At 45.1% G+C, this 16,256-nt stretch carries 16 protein-coding genes; 12 read left to right on the top strand and 4 right to left on the bottom strand.

Going from position 1 to position 16,256, the window contains the following annotated elements:
• Positions 1-8: 8 nt before the first annotated feature.
• The 8 genes from EV146_RS04990 (at position 9) to EV146_RS05025 (ending at position 7,930) form a co-directional block, all read left to right on the top strand.
• Positions 9-1,151, top strand: a complete 1,143-nt coding sequence (locus EV146_RS04990) for a mannitol-1-phosphate 5-dehydrogenase (RefSeq protein ID WP_132002815.1) — start codon at positions 9-11, stop codon at positions 1,149-1,151.
• A gap of 514 nt (positions 1,152-1,665) precedes the next feature.
• Positions 1,666-2,466 (top strand): SDR family oxidoreductase, encoded by an 801-nt coding sequence (locus EV146_RS04995; protein ID WP_132002818.1) that lies wholly within the window; start codon positions 1,666-1,668, stop codon positions 2,464-2,466.
• Between the two features lie 149 nt (positions 2,467-2,615).
• A complete protein-coding gene (locus EV146_RS05000; protein WP_132002821.1) occupies positions 2,616-4,553 on the top strand; it encodes a BglG family transcription antiterminator in 1,938 nt (645 codons plus the stop codon).
• 158 nt (positions 4,554-4,711) lie between these two features.
• Positions 4,712-5,155: a transcriptional regulator GutM gene (locus EV146_RS05005; RefSeq protein WP_241993817.1), complete on the top strand. Its 444-nt coding sequence runs from the start codon at positions 4,712-4,714 to the stop codon at positions 5,153-5,155.
• Positions 5,156-5,170: 15 nt separating this feature from the next.
• The gene (gene srlA, locus EV146_RS05010) at positions 5,171-5,716 is read left to right on the top strand and encodes a PTS glucitol/sorbitol transporter subunit IIC (protein WP_132002827.1); all 546 of its coding nucleotides are present in this window, start codon (positions 5,171-5,173) and stop codon (positions 5,714-5,716) included.
• 21 nt (positions 5,717-5,737) lie between these two features.
• Positions 5,738-6,754: a PTS glucitol/sorbitol transporter subunit IIB gene (gene srlE, locus EV146_RS05015; RefSeq protein WP_132003711.1), complete on the top strand. Its 1,017-nt coding sequence runs from the start codon at positions 5,738-5,740 to the stop codon at positions 6,752-6,754.
• 48 nt (positions 6,755-6,802) lie between these two features.
• The gene (locus EV146_RS05020) at positions 6,803-7,165 is read left to right on the top strand and encodes a PTS glucitol/sorbitol transporter subunit IIA (RefSeq protein WP_132002830.1); all 363 of its coding nucleotides are present in this window, start codon (positions 6,803-6,805) and stop codon (positions 7,163-7,165) included.
• 81 nt (positions 7,166-7,246) lie between these two features.
• Positions 7,247-7,930 carry a transaldolase family protein gene (locus EV146_RS05025; RefSeq protein ID WP_132002833.1) on the top strand — a complete coding sequence of 228 codons (684 nt, stop codon included), beginning with the start codon at positions 7,247-7,249 and terminating at the stop codon, positions 7,928-7,930.
• 306 nt (positions 7,931-8,236) lie between these two features.
• Here EV146_RS05025 and EV146_RS05030 read toward each other — a convergent pair whose 3' ends face one another.
• The gene (locus EV146_RS05030) at positions 8,237-9,109 is read right to left on the bottom strand and encodes a TetR/AcrR family transcriptional regulator (RefSeq protein WP_132002836.1); all 873 of its coding nucleotides are present in this window, start codon (positions 9,107-9,109) and stop codon (positions 8,237-8,239) included.
• Between the two features lie 157 nt (positions 9,110-9,266).
• Here EV146_RS05030 and EV146_RS05035 point away from each other — a divergent pair, with 157 nt between their 5' ends.
• A complete protein-coding gene (locus EV146_RS05035; RefSeq protein WP_132002839.1) occupies positions 9,267-10,778 on the top strand; it encodes an MDR family MFS transporter in 1,512 nt (503 codons plus the stop codon).
• Positions 10,779-10,928: 150 nt separating this feature from the next.
• On the opposite strand, the gene EV146_RS05040 is transcribed toward EV146_RS05035, so the two are convergent.
• A complete protein-coding gene (locus tag EV146_RS05040; protein ID WP_132002842.1) occupies positions 10,929-11,624 on the bottom strand; it encodes a SurA N-terminal domain-containing protein in 696 nt (231 codons plus the stop codon).
• Between the two features lie 194 nt (positions 11,625-11,818).
• Between EV146_RS05040 and EV146_RS05045 the strand changes: the two genes are divergently transcribed.
• Together EV146_RS05045 and EV146_RS05050 are read left to right on the top strand one after the other, a co-directional pair.
• Positions 11,819-12,853 carry a phage baseplate protein gene (locus EV146_RS05045; protein WP_132002845.1) on the top strand — a complete coding sequence of 345 codons (1,035 nt, stop codon included), beginning with the start codon at positions 11,819-11,821 and terminating at the stop codon, positions 12,851-12,853.
• 377 nt (positions 12,854-13,230) lie between these two features.
• The gene (locus tag EV146_RS05050) at positions 13,231-14,082 is read left to right on the top strand and encodes a hypothetical protein (RefSeq protein WP_132002848.1); all 852 of its coding nucleotides are present in this window, start codon (positions 13,231-13,233) and stop codon (positions 14,080-14,082) included.
• 83 nt (positions 14,083-14,165) lie between these two features.
• Here the strand turns inward: EV146_RS05050 and EV146_RS05055 are convergent, their stop codons facing one another.
• Positions 14,166-14,318: a lmo0937 family membrane protein gene (locus EV146_RS05055; RefSeq protein WP_121610861.1), complete on the bottom strand. Its 153-nt coding sequence runs from the start codon at positions 14,316-14,318 to the stop codon at positions 14,166-14,168.
• A 172-nt stretch (positions 14,319-14,490) separates the two neighbouring features.
• Here EV146_RS05055 and EV146_RS05060 point away from each other — a divergent pair, with 172 nt between their 5' ends.
• Positions 14,491-14,997, top strand: a complete 507-nt coding sequence (locus tag EV146_RS05060) for a GNAT family N-acetyltransferase (RefSeq protein WP_132002851.1) — start codon at positions 14,491-14,493, stop codon at positions 14,995-14,997.
• Between the two features lie 788 nt (positions 14,998-15,785).
• Here the strand turns inward: EV146_RS05060 and EV146_RS27805 are convergent.
• The gene (locus EV146_RS27805) at positions 15,786-16,073 is read right to left on the bottom strand and encodes a phospholipase A2 family protein (RefSeq protein ID WP_132002854.1); all 288 of its coding nucleotides are present in this window, start codon (positions 16,071-16,073) and stop codon (positions 15,786-15,788) included.
• Positions 16,074-16,256: the final 183 nt, after the last annotated feature.

Consider the following 16,256-nt stretch of genomic DNA (forward strand, 5'->3'; position numbering starts at 1 on the left):
ATGATTCGATGAAACAAGCAGTGCATTTTGGTGCAGGGAACATTGGCAGAGGATTTATCGGGGCGCTGTTTTCCCAGTCTGGTTACCATGTGACTTTTGTGGATATTGCCGATCAGATTATTAATCAATTAAATGAAGAGAAGCAGTACAACGTCAAGCTTGCGACAGATCAGCAGGAAACCGTGATGATTACGAATGTTTCCGGCCTGAATAATTTGAAGCAGGAAAACGAAGTGGTCGAGGCCATCAAGGAGGCCACATTTTTAACCACGGCGATTGGGCCTAACATCCTTCCGAGGATTGCGCCGTTAATTGCCAAAGGCCTGATGGCAAGAGCAGAGGCATCCAGCGATAAGCTGTATGTAATTGCCTGTGAAAACCAGATTTCAGCAACCGATCTGTTGAAAGGCTATATCCTGGAGCACCTTGATGAGGGAGCAAAAGAGAAAGTCCTGGCCAATGTGGCGTTCCTGAACTCCGCGGTTGACCGAATTGTTCCCATTCAAAACAACCAGGGCTCACTGGATGTCCTCGTTGAGCCTTACCATGAATGGGTTGTGGAAACAACGGAAGAAATCCCTCACATTGAAGGGATGAAGATTGTTCCCGAGCTAGCTCCATTTATTGAACGAAAGCTGTTCACCGTCAACACTGGCCATGCCGTGATTGCATATTTCGGCTATCTTGCCAACAAGGAAACCATTGACCAGACACTGGCCGATGAGGAAATCTACAATCAGGTAAAGGCAACGCTTGGTGAGACGGGTGCCTACCTGATCAACCAGTATAATCTGGATCCGGTAGAGCACCAGAAATATATTGATAAAATCATCAGCCGTTTCCAGAACGCCCACCTGAACGATGGAGTCACAAGGGTCGGCCGTTCCCCAATCAGGAAGCTTGGACCAGAGGACCGTCTCGTGCGCCCGGCATTACAGGCGCAAAAAGCAGGCCTATCCTATACCAACCTGGCAAAGGCCATAGCGGCAGCGCTCCTGTTTGACTATAAGGAAGACGAAGATGCCGTCAAGCTGCAGGCCATGATCCAGGAACACGGAGTGGCGTATGCCCTCCAGGAAGTGTCCGGTTTGGATGAATCAAGCGAGCTTGCCAAAGAAATCATCGGGCATTATGAATCGTTGAAGAAATAAATTATAGTAAAAATCAGGCGTGAATCCTCACAGGAATTCACGCCTGATTTTGCTTAGGTACTCGTTTGGGTGCTCATATACATCTTGTTTGGAGTTTTTAAATGCGAGATTCAGCTCTTCTCTCAAAGACTAGTTTCTCTTTACGTGACGGAGACCAGTAATTCTCTGCTTTTTCGGAAACGCATTTCCCCTTTGGGTACCTGAGGTCAGAGATTCTTTCATTGGTGGGTCACGCATATTGTTTTTGCGTGACTAGTTCCATGGATATTTCCCTGGCTCGGGAACGCATTTCTCTTTTGTGTGCCTGAGGCCGGGGATTTTCTCCTCATGAAGGAACGCACGTCTGAATCCATCTCATTCAAAAAGAATCTGCTCTTATAAAAATCTATTAATACAAACTTTTTCACTTCAAGGTGAAAAAGTCTGTATTAATTTGTTTTTTGTAATCCTCTATATTTAACACAAGCAAATGATAATGCTTTCAAAATGAAGGGGATTAGGAGGAATTGTTTTTATGAGCAGCTCTTGGCTTGGTTTGGAAGGTAAAGTAGCAATTGTGACCGGTGGGGCTTCTGGCATCGGATTAAATATTGTAAATGAATTACTTAGAAATGGGGCGAAGGTGGTAGTCGCTGACCTGTATGGGGAGGACGGACAGCAAGCGGATGGCTCCTACTTTGTTAGATGTGATGTGACCAAAAAGGAAAGTGTGGACCAGGCAGTTGCAACAGCGGTTGAGGTATTTGGTTCAGTAGACATTCTGGTCAACAATGCAGGTGTCAATCTTCCAAGGCTTTTGGTTGATGACAAAGGGGAAAGGCCGGAATACGAGTTAAGCGAAAGAGATTTCGACTTTATGGTGGCAGTGAATCAAAAAGGCCCATACCTTTTTGCGCAGGCTTCCGCCAAAGAAATGATCAAACAAAATAAGGGTGTTATTATAAATGTCTCTTCCGAAGCAGGGCAGGAAGGTTCTGCTGGACAAAGCTGTTATTCCGCGACAAAAGGGGCAGTGATTGCTTTTACGCGAGCTTGGGCGAAGGAATTGGGAAAACACAATATCCGCGTTGTTGCCATCGCACCAGGAATCATTGAAACAACAGGATTGAGGACGGATTCCTACAATGAGGCTTTGGCCTACACACGCGGCGTGACGGTAGATGGCCTGAACACAGATTACAGTAAATCCATTCCGCTTGGAAGAGAAGGCAAGCTGACGGAAATCGGCGATCTTGTTGCCTACCTGGCTTCAGATCGAGCTGGCTATATTACTGGTACGACTTTAAATATCTCAGGCGGAAAGTCCCGCGGTTAAAAAACAGGACAGCATTTGAGACAGGTCAGACCTTAATGGATGTCAGCTCGGCAGGGAAAACTAGAGAAATCATGTTGTACATCTATCTGGACTTTTTCCCTGTAAACTTCAATTTCTATGGCATTCGTTTTTTACGCAGAGGTGATGAAATGTCTGAATTAATACTAGATGAAAGAATGGCTCGCATCCTGGAGTTAACACACAAGAAAAGCTATTGTTCTCTGGATTTTCTGGCCGAATCACTCGGTGTGAGCACGAGGACGGTACGTAATGATATTAAACAGCTGAACCATGATCTGGACGGAATTGCATCGTTAGTGAATGAAAAAGGGAAGGGATATCACCTGGAAGTCAGCGATGACGAGTTATTCCTCTCTTTACTTGACAAAAGCAGCGCCAGGAATGATTCAGTCAGTTCCTCCAAACACAGGATTGCATTCATTATCGACAAAATGATCAATAGTGATAAAACCTATACCCTGGATGACCTGGCTTTTGAGATGCATATTGGGAGAACCACTCTTGTGAATGAATTGAAAAAAGCATCGGTCCCCCTGGGAACCTACAATCTTCTCATTCAGGGGAAGCCGAACAAGGGCATGGAGCTGTCCGGAAGGGAGCTTGATCTTCGATTCTTTATTCTCGACAATATCTATGACCTATTGTATGGCGATTATCCGGTCGATATCGATATTGTTGAAGAGATTGCGAACATCTCAGGCAGGCATGATTTTGATTCCTCCACTCAAGCCCGATTGATGGAGTTTATCACTGTGATGCTGGACCGCCTTTTAAAAGACCATCCCTTAAACGAGATGGATGAAAAGCATCAAAAATTATTGAACAGCAACGATTATCAAATTGCACTGGAAATTGTAAACGCTATAGAGAAACTGCTGCCCATCAAAATACCTCAGCCTGAGATTTTGTTCATGACCATCCCAATTGCAGGGCGGCGTACACCTACCAATAATCGGACCATGGCGGAAATCACCATTACCAATGATGTAAAGCAGCTGCTGGAGCTCATTGTTGAACAGGTGGGATTCAATAAGGAAATTATCCAGGAGCATGAATCGTTTTTTAAGGATCTTCAATATCACCTGACTTTTATGCTTAACCGCCTGATGTTTGGTTTACGGCTGAAAAACCCGCTGCTCGCTGATGTAAAAGAGAAATACCCAGTCGCCTATAAAATGGCCGAGATCGCCGGGCAAGTGATTGAAAATCGATATGAGCTGAAAGCTTCGGAGGATGAGCTTGGATACCTGGCCTTCTATTTTGGAGTCTTTATTGCCCAAAGCAATGTCAAGGTGAAAAGGTTTCAAAAGGCCGCGGTCGTGTGCGGAACGGGAAGAGGAACGGCAAAATTGGTCGCGATTCAATTGGAGCGTGTTCTCAACCAGAATACTCAGATTGACCTTTTTTCAGAAAAGGAGATCACTGAAGAGGTCCTGTCCCGATATGATATTGTCTTTTCGACGGTTACACTGCCGTTTGAAACAAGCGTACCATTCATCACAATCAGTGAAATTTTTGATGAACAGAATGTGACAAGAGAAATTGAAAAAGTATCCTATTTGCAAAAGCTAAACATTAAAGACACCAAGGTTCATCAGTCCATTATCAATCATTTGATTCCTAAAGAGAAATTCTTTCTTTTAGACAGCTCGAAGGATTATCACGAAAATGTGAGAATCATGGTGGAGAGCCTGGTGGAACAGGGCTTCCTGGATGAAGGCTTTAAAGAACGCCTTAAGGAAAGAGAAATGAAAGGCTCCATGGTCTTCGATAACTATGTGGCTTTGCCTCACACTTTTAACCATCAGTCTCCTTCAATCGAGCTGGCATTGGGGGTCTTTCCTCAAAAAGTACTAGCGGACGGAAAGGAAGTCAAGCTCGTTTTCCTGCTTGGATTGCCAGAGCAGCAAACGGACAACAATGAGCATCTGATCGTAAAAGTGTATGATGAAATTTTGCAAATCGCCAATGACCAGCAGCTGACGGACCAATTGGCCCGTGCCAGCAGCCATGAGGAGGCCAAACAGCTCCTTGAACAGGCCGTTTCGAAACGCAGCAGGGTATAAGGATCCATACGAGGCTGACTATCTTTAATGGATTTTTTTGACAGCGTTTGCGGTGCAATTGAGCACGGATGGCCTGATCTAACTATTTGCCAGCTATGCCAGGCAGATGTTTAACACTGCTGAAACTGGTCCTTATTTTACACACCATCACAAACAGAATGAAAAGGGATGAAGAGATGATTGTCTATTTAATTATCTTAATCGGTGCAGCCTGGCTTGTGCAGAGTATACTTGGTTTCGTTCAAATCAGGCATTTTAATAAAAAATATGCCGAAATGAGGGCGCTTGGACGGGTGGCAATCGGAAAACGGACTGGGATGTTCCGTGCAGGCACGGTCGTCATGTTTTGCATCGATAAAAGGAATAAAATTTTAAAAGCAGCAAAAATGCAGGGCGTCACCGTTTTCTCCCGTGTGAGGGAGCTAAAAGGCTTTGAAGGGAAATATCTATTGAAAATTTCTGAAGAGGACTTTAAAGGTGTGGACAAGCTGACAAGGCTGGCCATTACAGACGCCCTAAGAAGCTATGACATCATTTCAAAAGGCGGGGAGCTCCAGGTCAAAAAAGGCTGGATTGATTATTTAATTCCTAGTAAGAAATAAGAAAAGGGTGAAATCATGAATATCGTTATTAAATTTGCTGAAAAATTTATGGATTTATTTAGGCATGGCGGCGAGGTATTCGTTAACCTGGTCACCGATATTGTACCGCTCCTGATAATGTTATTGGTAGCGATGAACGCTCTTGTCCGCCTGGTAGGGGAACAAAGGGTTGAAAGGCTTGCAAGAAAATCCGGGAAGAATGCCTTCACCAGATATTTTGTCTTGCCCGTCATCGGAACATTCGTCCTGGCAAACCCAATGACACTGTCGCTTGGCCGGTTTTTGCCGGAGAAATACAAACCAAGCTACTATGCAGCGGCCTCCTATTCCTGCCATACACACAATGGATTGTTCCCGCATGTAAACCCTGGCGAGCTGTTCGTGTTCCTCGGAATATCCGCCGGGATCACGACGCTGGGACATGATGTAACAGAGCTGGCTCTCCGCTACTTCCTGGTCGGGGTTGTGACCAACTTCCTAAGAGGCTGGGTGACGGATTTAACAACAGCATATGTCGCTAAACAGCAAAATGTAAAATTGAAAGACACAGTCCAATTATAGGTGGTGAAAGCTATGACAACCATGACAAAATTCCAATCAATTAAAATTTCAAAAGGTCCCGGCGGGTTTGGCGGTCCTTTAGTCATCTCTCCAACAGAGGAGAAGAATAAAGTCGTTTATATAACAGGCGGCCAACGGCCCGACATTGCAGAGAAGATCGCTGAACTGACTGGCTGCGAGCTGGTTGATGGCTTTAAAACAACCGTTCCTGAAAAAGAGATGGCTTGTGTCATCATCGACTGTGGCGGAACCCTTCGCTGTGGCCTGTATCCCCAGAAGCGGATTCCTACGATCAACATCATGCCTACAGGACAAAGCGGCCCACTGGCAAAACATATTACGGAAGACATCTACGTCTCTGGCGTCAAAGTGGACAATATTCAATTGGCAGAAGGCGCTGCTGCTCCTCAGCCGGCTGCTGCAAAAGCAATCCAGCCGGAAAACAAGCAGGAAAGCAAGCCGGAAGGGAAGTACAGCACAAAAAAGAAAATCAGTGAACAAACACAGCCGAAGGGATTCATGGCAAGAGTCGGAATGGCTATGGGTTCTGTCACAAGTGTCTTTTACCAGGCTGGCCGTGACGCAATTGATACGGTCATCAAAACGATTCTCCCATTTATGGCGTTTGTTGCCATGCTGATCGGGATTATCCTTGAGTCTGGCATTGGGGATGTCTTTGCGAAAATCCTGTCCCCGTTTGCAGGCAACATTTGGGGACTAATGGTCATTGCCCTTGTATGTTCGTTCCCGCTCCTGTCCCCATTCCTGGGACCTGGCGCCGTTATTGCCCAGGTGGTTGGAACGCTGATCGGGGTGGAAATCGGCAAGGGGAACATTCCTGCACACCTTGCATTGCCGGCCTTGTTTGCCATCAATGCCCAGGCTTCAGCCGATTTTGTCCCGGTAGGATTGGGCCTTGCGGAGGCAGAGGTTGAAACCGTAGAAGTAGGGGTTCCATCCGTCCTGTATTCGAGGTTCCTGACAGGTGCGCCGACCGTCTTTATCGCATGGCTGGCAAGCTTTGGACTATACGATTAATTTCTCATCCAGCATGATTTTAAATCTAGAAATAAAGGGGATTTCACGATGTTAAAATATGAAACAAAAATTAATACCATTGGACCGTCTGTGTCCGATTTCCTTGGTGAAAAAATGCTGATCCTTTTTGGTGAAAACGCTCCAGCCGAGTTAGCAGAATTTTGCCTGTTGATTGATGTTAACGATGTTAATGGAGAAATCCAGCCTGGTGATATACTTCAAATCGGTGAAAAAGCCTATAAAATCACGGCGGTAGGGGATGCGGTAAAGAAAAATTTAACCTCCCTCGGACATATCACGCTGAAATTTGACGGATCGCAGACACCTGAGCTTCCAGGTTCGCTTTATCTGGAGGATGCTGAAATTGGGGAAGTTCAGACAGGGGATAAGATTCAGGTTTTAACTAAATAAAAATTAAAAAAAGCTTAACGATTGTCTTCTATAAAAGAAGCCACAGGAGTTAAGCTTTTTATTTTAAAAGAGGTGTGAGAGATGAAGATTGTCATTGATTCAGCAAACGCAGAAAAAATAAGACAGTTGAATAAGTATTTTCCGATTGATGGAGTCACTACCAACCCCAGCATAATTGTAAAAGAAAAAAAGCCGTTCCTCCCACTGCTGCAGGAAATCAGGGGTGTGATTGGGGACGAAAAGGAACTGTTTGTCCAGGCGGTGGCCGACGAAGCAGAAGAAATCGTCGAAGAGGCTTGCGGGATCACCAAGGCATTGGCCGGGCCAGTTTTAATAAAAGTTCCTGTAACAGCAGAAGGAATAAAAGCGATTAAGCTTTTGAAAGAGAAAGGGGTCCGCACGTTGGCGACCACTGTGTATACCCCGATGAGTGCCTTTGTGGCGGCGAAGGCCGGAGCTGAGTATGTGGCACCCTATGTAAACCGGATTGATAATCTCACAGGCAATGGGGTTCAGGTCGTAGAGGATATCACCAGGATTTTTACTGCCCACAGACTTCCCTGCAAGGTATTGGCAGCAAGCTTCAAAAACGTACAGCAATTGCACCAGGTGTGTTTGTCCGGGGCGCATGGCATTACGGCTGCACCTGAATTGATACAGGGACTGATTGAGCATCCCTCCGTTGCATCTGATGTCCAGAAATTCAAAGAGGAGTGGATGGAGCAATACGGGAAAGTAAGCACGGATCTCCTTTCCGTATTGTGAGTTGAATACCTCCATGGCAATAGTAAGTGCGGAGTTCCCATTCGGTCCCGACGCTAGTGAGAAGGAATAATCCTGTCTGAATTGGGCGTCCTTCAGGGTGGATACCAGGAAACAGGGAACCGTGTAAAACTTAGGTGCCATTCGGACTCGATGCCAAAGAATGGGTATCTTCCAGTCTAAATACCATAGCCTCAAATAAGACCTGAATCCTGTCTTCAAATCCTAAAAAGCTACGCTAAAAAAACCCTAATGAAACACGCCAAATAGTTGGCCCCACCAAAAAAAAGCTGCCATTCAGGCAGCTTTTTATGTGGTCTTCAAATAATACCAAATCATATTGGTAAAGGTGTGAACCTGTGACTCTGCAGAAGTGTCAGTAAAGGATTGCTGCAATGGTTTTAGCAATGGCTGCAGGACTATTTTTCGGATGCGCACTCGCTGCAATTCACTTTTAATGGCGTCAAACAGGTCCTGCTGCTCCTCATTGAATGAGTAATTCTGCTGGAGTTTATCTGCGAATTCCATGATCTCAGGAAGGGTTTTGATATTTTTATCGACGTTTGACCGCAATAAATCGACCGCAGTGTAATTGAGCATCAAGCCGCCATTCTGTTTCATCTGCGGGATGATTAATTCTAAATAGGACAGGATCACAGACACTAAATGCTTCAGGGAATAGGTGCTGTTTGTAATTCGCAGCGTGAACAGGATGTGCTGGAGCATGCCATAAAACAGGATGGCTCCTTCAAAGGCAAATTCCCGTATGTCTTCTCCCATAATCTCAATCAGCCGGTTGGTCAGCCAGTCCAATTCATAGACCCGGTGCTGGAGGACCAGTTTTTTCAGGTCCGTTTCATTTGAAAATAAAATCGCCTCAAACAGGGCATGCAGATTTCGTTCCTCGTTCAGCCTCATTAAAATGGTGATCTGGTCGATGAAAACTTCCCGGTCCTGCGTGTCCTTTCCAATTTGCAGGGCGATCCGCTGCTGACTGGCGTCATAGCGGAGGATTTCCAATATATCGGCAACACAGTCATTTTTAGATGAGAAATAATTGTAAAAGGTTCCTTTGGAGATGTTCGCCTTTTCAATGATTTCCTGAATGGAGGTTTGCTGGATTCCTTTTTCGGTAAACAGCTTTAGCGCAATGTCGGCTACTTTCCTTTTTCGATTATTCATGCCGTCCTCCTGATCTTTTTATAGGATTAGTATAATTTTCTTGCACTGGAAATACAATGGTTTGTACCTTTGGTATAAAATTATTGATTTAATTGAACGGTGGGTATAAAATATATCAGTAATGAAAACTTAATAACAGAAAAAGGGATGAGGAAACATGGATTCCAGTTTACAAGCTAAAAAAACTCCGTATCTTATGATTGCGATTTTATTCGTCGGAGCGTTTGTGTCATTTTTAAATAACTCGCTGCTAAACGTAGCATTGCCATCGATTATGGTCGATTTAGAAATAAAGGATTATTCCACTGTCCAGTGGCTCTCAACCGGCTACATGCTGGTCAGCGGGGTACTGGTTCCGGCCTCAGCCTTTTTGCTGACACGCTTTTCCAATCGGGGGTTATTCATTACCTCGATGGTCATCTTTACTTTAGGTACCGCCCTGGCAGCTTTTGCACCAAACTTCGGTGTACTGCTCACTGGACGCATGGTCCAGGCGGCAGGTTCAGCAGTCATGGGACCTTTGCTGATGAACGTCATGCTGGTCAGTTTTCCGCGTGAAAAACGCGGTGCTGCCATGGGCATCTTTGGCCTCGTCATGATTACGGCGCCGGCCATCGGTCCGACGTTGTCCGGCTACATTGTCCAGTACCACGACTGGCGTGTCCTTTTCGAAATGATCCTGCCGCTTGCCGTGATCAGTGTGATCCTGGCGGTCTGGAAGCTTGACAATGTAATGGAGCAAAACAAAAATGCCACCCTTGATTATTTGTCTGTGATTTTATCCTGCCTGGGATTTGGCGGCTTGCTGTACGGATGCAGTTCCGCAAGCTCGGACGGCTGGACTGACGGTTTTGTGCTGACGTCACTCATTGTTGGGGGCATCGCCCTGATTGCCTTCATCATTCGTCAGTTAAAAATGGAAAAACCACTGCTGGATTTAACCGTTTATAAGTATCCGATGTTTGCACTAGGATCAATCATTGCCATTGTCAATGCAGTGGCCATGTTCTCTGGAATGATTTTAACGCCTGCGTATGTTCAAAGTGTAAGGGGCATTTCACCTTTGGACTCAGGCTTAATGATGCTGCCGGGGGCAGTTATCATGGGGATTATGTCTCCAATAACAGGAAAGCTGTTCGATAAGATGGGCCCTCGAATCTTGGGAGTAGTTGGTCTTGCGATTACCGCGATCTCAACCTACATGCTGGCTCACCTGCAGCTGGATTCAAGCTACGCCTATATTATCCTGGTTTATACTTTGCGCATGTTCGGGATGTCCATGGTCATGATGCCGATCATGACAAATGGCTTAAACCAATTGCCAACTCGTCTAAACCCGCACGGCACAGCAATCAACAATACTGCACAGCAGGTTTCGGGTTCAATCGGTACAGCGATTTTGGTTACCATCATGAACTCCGTAACAAAATCAGAGGCAGAGAGCTTAATGTCAGGTGTGGATCCAACCACCATGACAGAGGCCTCCACAGCCGCTTTAACCCAGCAGGCATTGCTGTCCGGAATTCAGTATTCCTTCTACGTAACATTTGCCATCAACATCATTGTGCTCATCATGGCGATATTTGTTAAACGTGTGGATACAAGTGCTGAAGCCGTAAGCAAGCTGGAAAACGAAGGCAGTGCTTCAACCAAGCCTGTATCTGTTTAATAGAAAAAGGTTCGATGACGGGGGAATAGGTCATCGAACCTTTTTTCTTTATATAGGAGGATATTATCCTAATTTCCCTAAACGGTTTTAGGTAGCCTTTTTACCATGTAAATTAAAAAGCCCTTGCCAGGGAGGCAAGGGGCACGAAAACTATAGAATCTTGATATTTTCTTCGTTTTTCTTCCGTAAATCCTCGACTAATTGATTGACCTTTTCGTTTTTCTTTTGGGCGATGGCCTGCTGCTCCAATTGAGCTTTTACGGTTTCAAACTTCTCAGCCTTTTGATCCTGGCTTTCGGTTTGGGCCTTGTATTGGTCATAGATTACCTTCACTTCATCTTCGGTTACCGTTACCTTGCCAATGGCGCCGTCGAGATACTCGGTAATCACCATCTGCTGCTTAACCTGCTTCTTGAGTTCTTCCTCGGTTACTTTATTCTGCTTCAGAGCTTCTTTATATTTCGCATCATCTTCAAATTGTGATTTTATATTGGCTAACTCGGAATCCACCTGGCTTTGTTTAATCGATATATCCTCAGCTTCTGCCGATTGACGGACAAGCTCCGTGTTGATTAATTGATCAAGCACACCGGTTTCCATTTCTTTTTCCGTTTTGCTGTCGAGCTTAATGCCTTGCTGTTCATAGGTTGCCTTCGCACTTTTCAGTGAGTTTTCATAATCCGACTTCAAAATCTCTTTGCCATTAACCGTGGCAACGGCTTCTTCGTTTTTAGCTTCCTTGCTTTTGTCTTCCTTGCTTTTGTCTGAAGCCTCATTGCTGCTGCAGGCCCCTAAAATGGCTGCAAGACTCAGGATGATGAACCAGGCAGAAATTCGTTTAAACATAGTTATTTGCTCCTTTCACTAGCGCATGTACGCCATTCTACCATATTTATGGAAGGAGAGGGGGCTTGTCATATAATTGTTATTTCCCTGTAACCTGGGGTTGGGGAAAATTTTACAGACTATCCAACTTTAACGGGGGAAGAATTGGCCTGACTCAACAAATACTACCTCTAAACAAAATGAGGGGTGGACGAATGTTTTGGCAAACATGGGTAAGAGCAGCCGCCATTTTGACCTTAACAGGCTCTTTTTTATTTTTAGGCGAAGAATACTCTGCGAAAGCAGAAAGAACACCGCTACTCCATGCAGCACCTGACGGAGAATGGTCTGAAGTTTATCTGTATGATCTTGATCTGGCAGCATCCACCGTCAATCAAACGATTGTGATCGATGAAGCCGGCCAGCGCATATACGCCACGCAAGCCAGGACCTTTAAAGGAGACACCGCTGAAAGCTTCGTGATCTCCAGGTTAACCCTTAATGGACGCTTGCTGGACAGCATGACCGTACGTTACGGGGGCCATGGGACGTCGATTGGAATTGAACGAAATGGCAACTCTGTTTATATTTGGTCCAATATGCTTAGTGTGGATTCGAATGGGCGGGTTAAAACCCAGTTCTTAACTCGTTATCCATACGCAGCGGGAAGCCAGCTCACCGTGAATTCCCCCAATGTTGAAAAGCTTGCGGAATTTCCTGATCCAGCTGCCTATATGTCACCCTTTACCGATGCTAAGAATGAATCTATTGCCTACCGGCACACCTCGTTAAAAAAAGGCAAGAAGGCCAGCAGGGTTGAGGTGCGGAACATTGAGGATGTCAAAAAAGGCATAAATAAGGTGTTATACTCCTACGAATTCCCGATGTCGATGAATAAACTCATCCTTCAAGGTATGACCCTGGATGGTCCAAACCTTTATCTTACCTTTGGACAAAGAGCGAGTGACTTTCATTTATATCATATCGATCTTCCATCAGGGAAAATCGTCAAAGAACTAAAAAGGCCGGTCGGACTAAATCGCAAGGGACGATATGAGGCCAACTTCGGCGAGCCAGAAGGCCTCTATCTCTACACCGACCCTGAAACAAAGCTGAAGACCCTTTTTACTGTTATCGTGACAGACGCACCAGGGAAGAGAAGGCAGAAGTTAATTGCCTTTTCCTGGAATGATGGAGTGAAGAAATTTTTGATGCTAAAAGACAGGGAAGACAGAGAAAAGGCCAAGTGAAGGTAAATTTCCGTATAAATAACCCCTCCCTGTAAGAGGGGGGGCGTTTCATTCCATTTCTAAGTACCTTTATTGACTTGTGCTTGATTCCTCCCTCTCCTGTTTTGCGGGATACAAAGCTTTAAATAAATTAAAGCTGATTCAGTCTTTCCTCAGGATTATCTTCTGCTTGAGCGACCACAAAGCTTTAGAGTTACCCTAAGGACTCCCTCGCTATCTACTCTCGCTTTTGACCTGTCGTGAGTAAGAACCTTTCCTTAGGCAGGTTCACAGTTTTTTTATTTAAGCTGAGAATTTATAATTGGCAGCTGTGAAACTTGTGTTATTTTAAAAGGAAGAGGATCATCCGTCCCATTTAATTGAGGAGGATAACTAAAATGGCGGCGGAAAGTTTTGTACGGATAAGGAGCAGAAAAATGAAAATGGACCGCCATGTAAGGAGAAAGAGCAAGTACCAGGCTCTCAAGACACTCTATGAAACCAATATTACAGTGGAAAGCATTGCGGAGTACCTGTTGGTTTGTGATATCCAAGAGGACGCATTATCGATGAAGATGGAGTTGGCGCAAAGGAATTACGATGTTCTGGGTGTGAAGGAAGGCGATGAGGTGATAGGGTATGTGGAAAGAGAGAGGCTGGAAGAAGGAACCATCCGCGATTTTGTCAGGCCTTTTCAGACGAGGGAAATTGTCTCCAACTCCACTCCGCTGATGCAGTTTTTACATATTTTTAAAGAACGGAAAAGAATCTTTGTCCTCGAAAACAATGAAGTTACACAGCTGATTACAGGGGCCGACCTGCAAAAGCCCCCCGTCCGGATGCTGATATTTGGGTATATTACCCTTTTGGAAATGAACCTGGGCGAGCTGATTTATGAAAAATTGCCTGAAAGCAGCTGGAGAAGCCTGCTGAGTGAGGGGCGCCTTAGCAAAGCGGAAGCCTTGTACCAGGAGCGGCTGGCCAAGGATGAAGACCTTCATCTGATTGAGTGCCTGCAGATCAGCGATAAGCTGCATATTGTCTTGAACGATCCGCACCTGAAGGGTCAATTTCCCGTAAGTTCAAAAAGCCAGGGGAAACGAATGGCCAATCAAGTCAGGGATCTCAGGGATCGGATTGCCCATTCCAATGAGCTGGGAATGGATATGACATGGGAGGAAATTATCGAAAGTCTCGAAATTTGCGAAGAATTTTTGCGTGTGACCGAGAGACTGTTGATGGAGCAGTGAGTGACAACAGGTAAAAAAGCATGCAGCCCCCGCCAGGGAAAAGGCGAGGGCTGCAGCTTAAGAGTTTTTTTTAGGAAATCAGGCTATCCTCTGCTTGAAGATCGCCCCTTGAAAAAGTTAACAATAAACACAATGGCTGCAATGACAAGGAGGATGTGAATGATTCCTCCAGCTATATCAAAAATGAGGCCAAGCACCCATAAGCCGAGCAGGATACTAATGATTGTCCAGAGCATGAAAAATTCTCCTTCCATTTCTGTATTTAAAGTTAATATACCCATTGTGGCCCAGGTACAAACAGAATAAGGACAGCAGCAGAACGGCAGGAAAAGATATGTGTCAGTACATCTCACATTGAAGGTGTAAGAAACGATCGTTTCCTGTTTAATGTAAAGAGGAGGGATTGTATTGGCTAGTGATCTAGAAATTGTCGAGTTGACAGAGATTGGCGAGCATATCCATGAACTTTCGGAGCTGCTCATTCAGGTGGTTGGAGACGGGGCTTCAATTGGTTTTTTACCCCCATTAAAATATTTGGAGGCAGCAGCATACTGGGAGGACGTGATCTCACCCGATGTGGTTCTGTTGGTGGCCAAGATCAACAAAACTAGCGTTGGAAGTGTCCAGCTGCATTTAAGCCAGAAGCAGAACGGCAGCCACCGGGCGGAAATCGCCAAGCTGATGACGCACCCGGAACACCGGAGAAACGGAATTGGCCGACTGCTCATGGAACAGGCGGAGGAACGGGCAAAGCAAGAGGGAAGGTCATTATTGGTACTCGACACAAGGGAAGGTGACCCATCCAATCAGCTGTACACTTCCATGGGCTACGTGCAGGCGGGGCGCATTCCCCATTATGCCAGGTCGGCGAATGGAGAGCTCGATGCCACGATTTTTTATTATAAAAGCATATAAACCAGGCAGGGAGAGAACAGGAATGTTCACTCCTTTTTTAATTTTGATGAAAATAAGCGAGACTTTTGATAAACCCCGGGATAATTGAATGAGCGGAGTACCCCCTGAAAAGTCCCGTTGTCACAAGGAAGACACCGGTTTTTCAATAAACTCAAAGAATCGGTGCATAACTCCAGACAATCTATGCATAAGTCGTTTTCAGCTCCAATTGGCATCCATGGCAGCTGCAAATCCAATACAAAAGACAGATAAAAGGTTTCCGGCAATGATTTATGATGAAATAAATGAAGAGTACCCCCTGAAAAGTCCCGATGTCACAAGGCGGCCACCGGGTTTTTCAATAAACCGAAATAATCGATGCATAAACCGAAATAATCTATCTATAAACCGAAATAATCGATGCATAACTCCAGACAATCCATGCATAAGTCGTTTTCAACTAATTTAACCGCTCCAGCTGGTGTCCATGACTGTTGCAAATCCAATTCAAAAGACTGATAAAAAGGTCCGGCAAAGGTTTATTATGAAATAAATGAAGAGTACCCCCTGAAAAGTCCCGTTGTCACAAGGAAGACACCTGTTTTTCAATAAACTCAAATAAAACGAAAAGAAGCTAACTTCTACGAAAAACACGGTGCATAACCCGAAATAGTCAACCTATAAACTGATTTAGTCATTTCATCTCCCTATATAACCTATTTAGAACGTATAACAACCGGTCCATCCCCTAAAAAATCAATCGATAAGTCAACAAACAAGCTCCATCCCGCTGCAGCCTTTGCCCATCCCTACCATCTCCTGCAAGTAAAACCCGTTTTAAAATTCATAAACCCATACATCAACGCAGCATGCCGCCCTTGCCTGGTGCGGGGATTGCGCTTTGACCGAAGACAGTCCATGAACAGGTAATCACACTCGCAGCGCGACCTTCCCCGGCTTAAACACACGTCATGCTTCATGCAGCACGAATCGACCTCATTTATCGGAGCCCCTGGCCCGCTGCAGCCAGGTCCGCACCAGTTGTATCCGGGGAAGATACAAAATGACCGGGACCTTTCGTTTCGGTTTCTTGCCATTTAGAACACTTCCTTACACTGTTATTACCTATAAAATATGAAACAAGCTCCCATTTGGAAATGGCAATCCCCCATATCCTTCACTTTATTTTTACTAAGGCAAACCTTTAATTTTTGAAACTTTTAAACACGGAACAAGTATATTGATAGGTAACTGAATGAAAATGGATTAAAGGGAGAGCG

This window comes from Mesobacillus foraminis (assembly GCF_004340465.1).
GTDB lineage: Bacteria > Bacillota > Bacilli > Bacillales > Cytobacillaceae > Mesobacillus_B > Mesobacillus_B foraminis.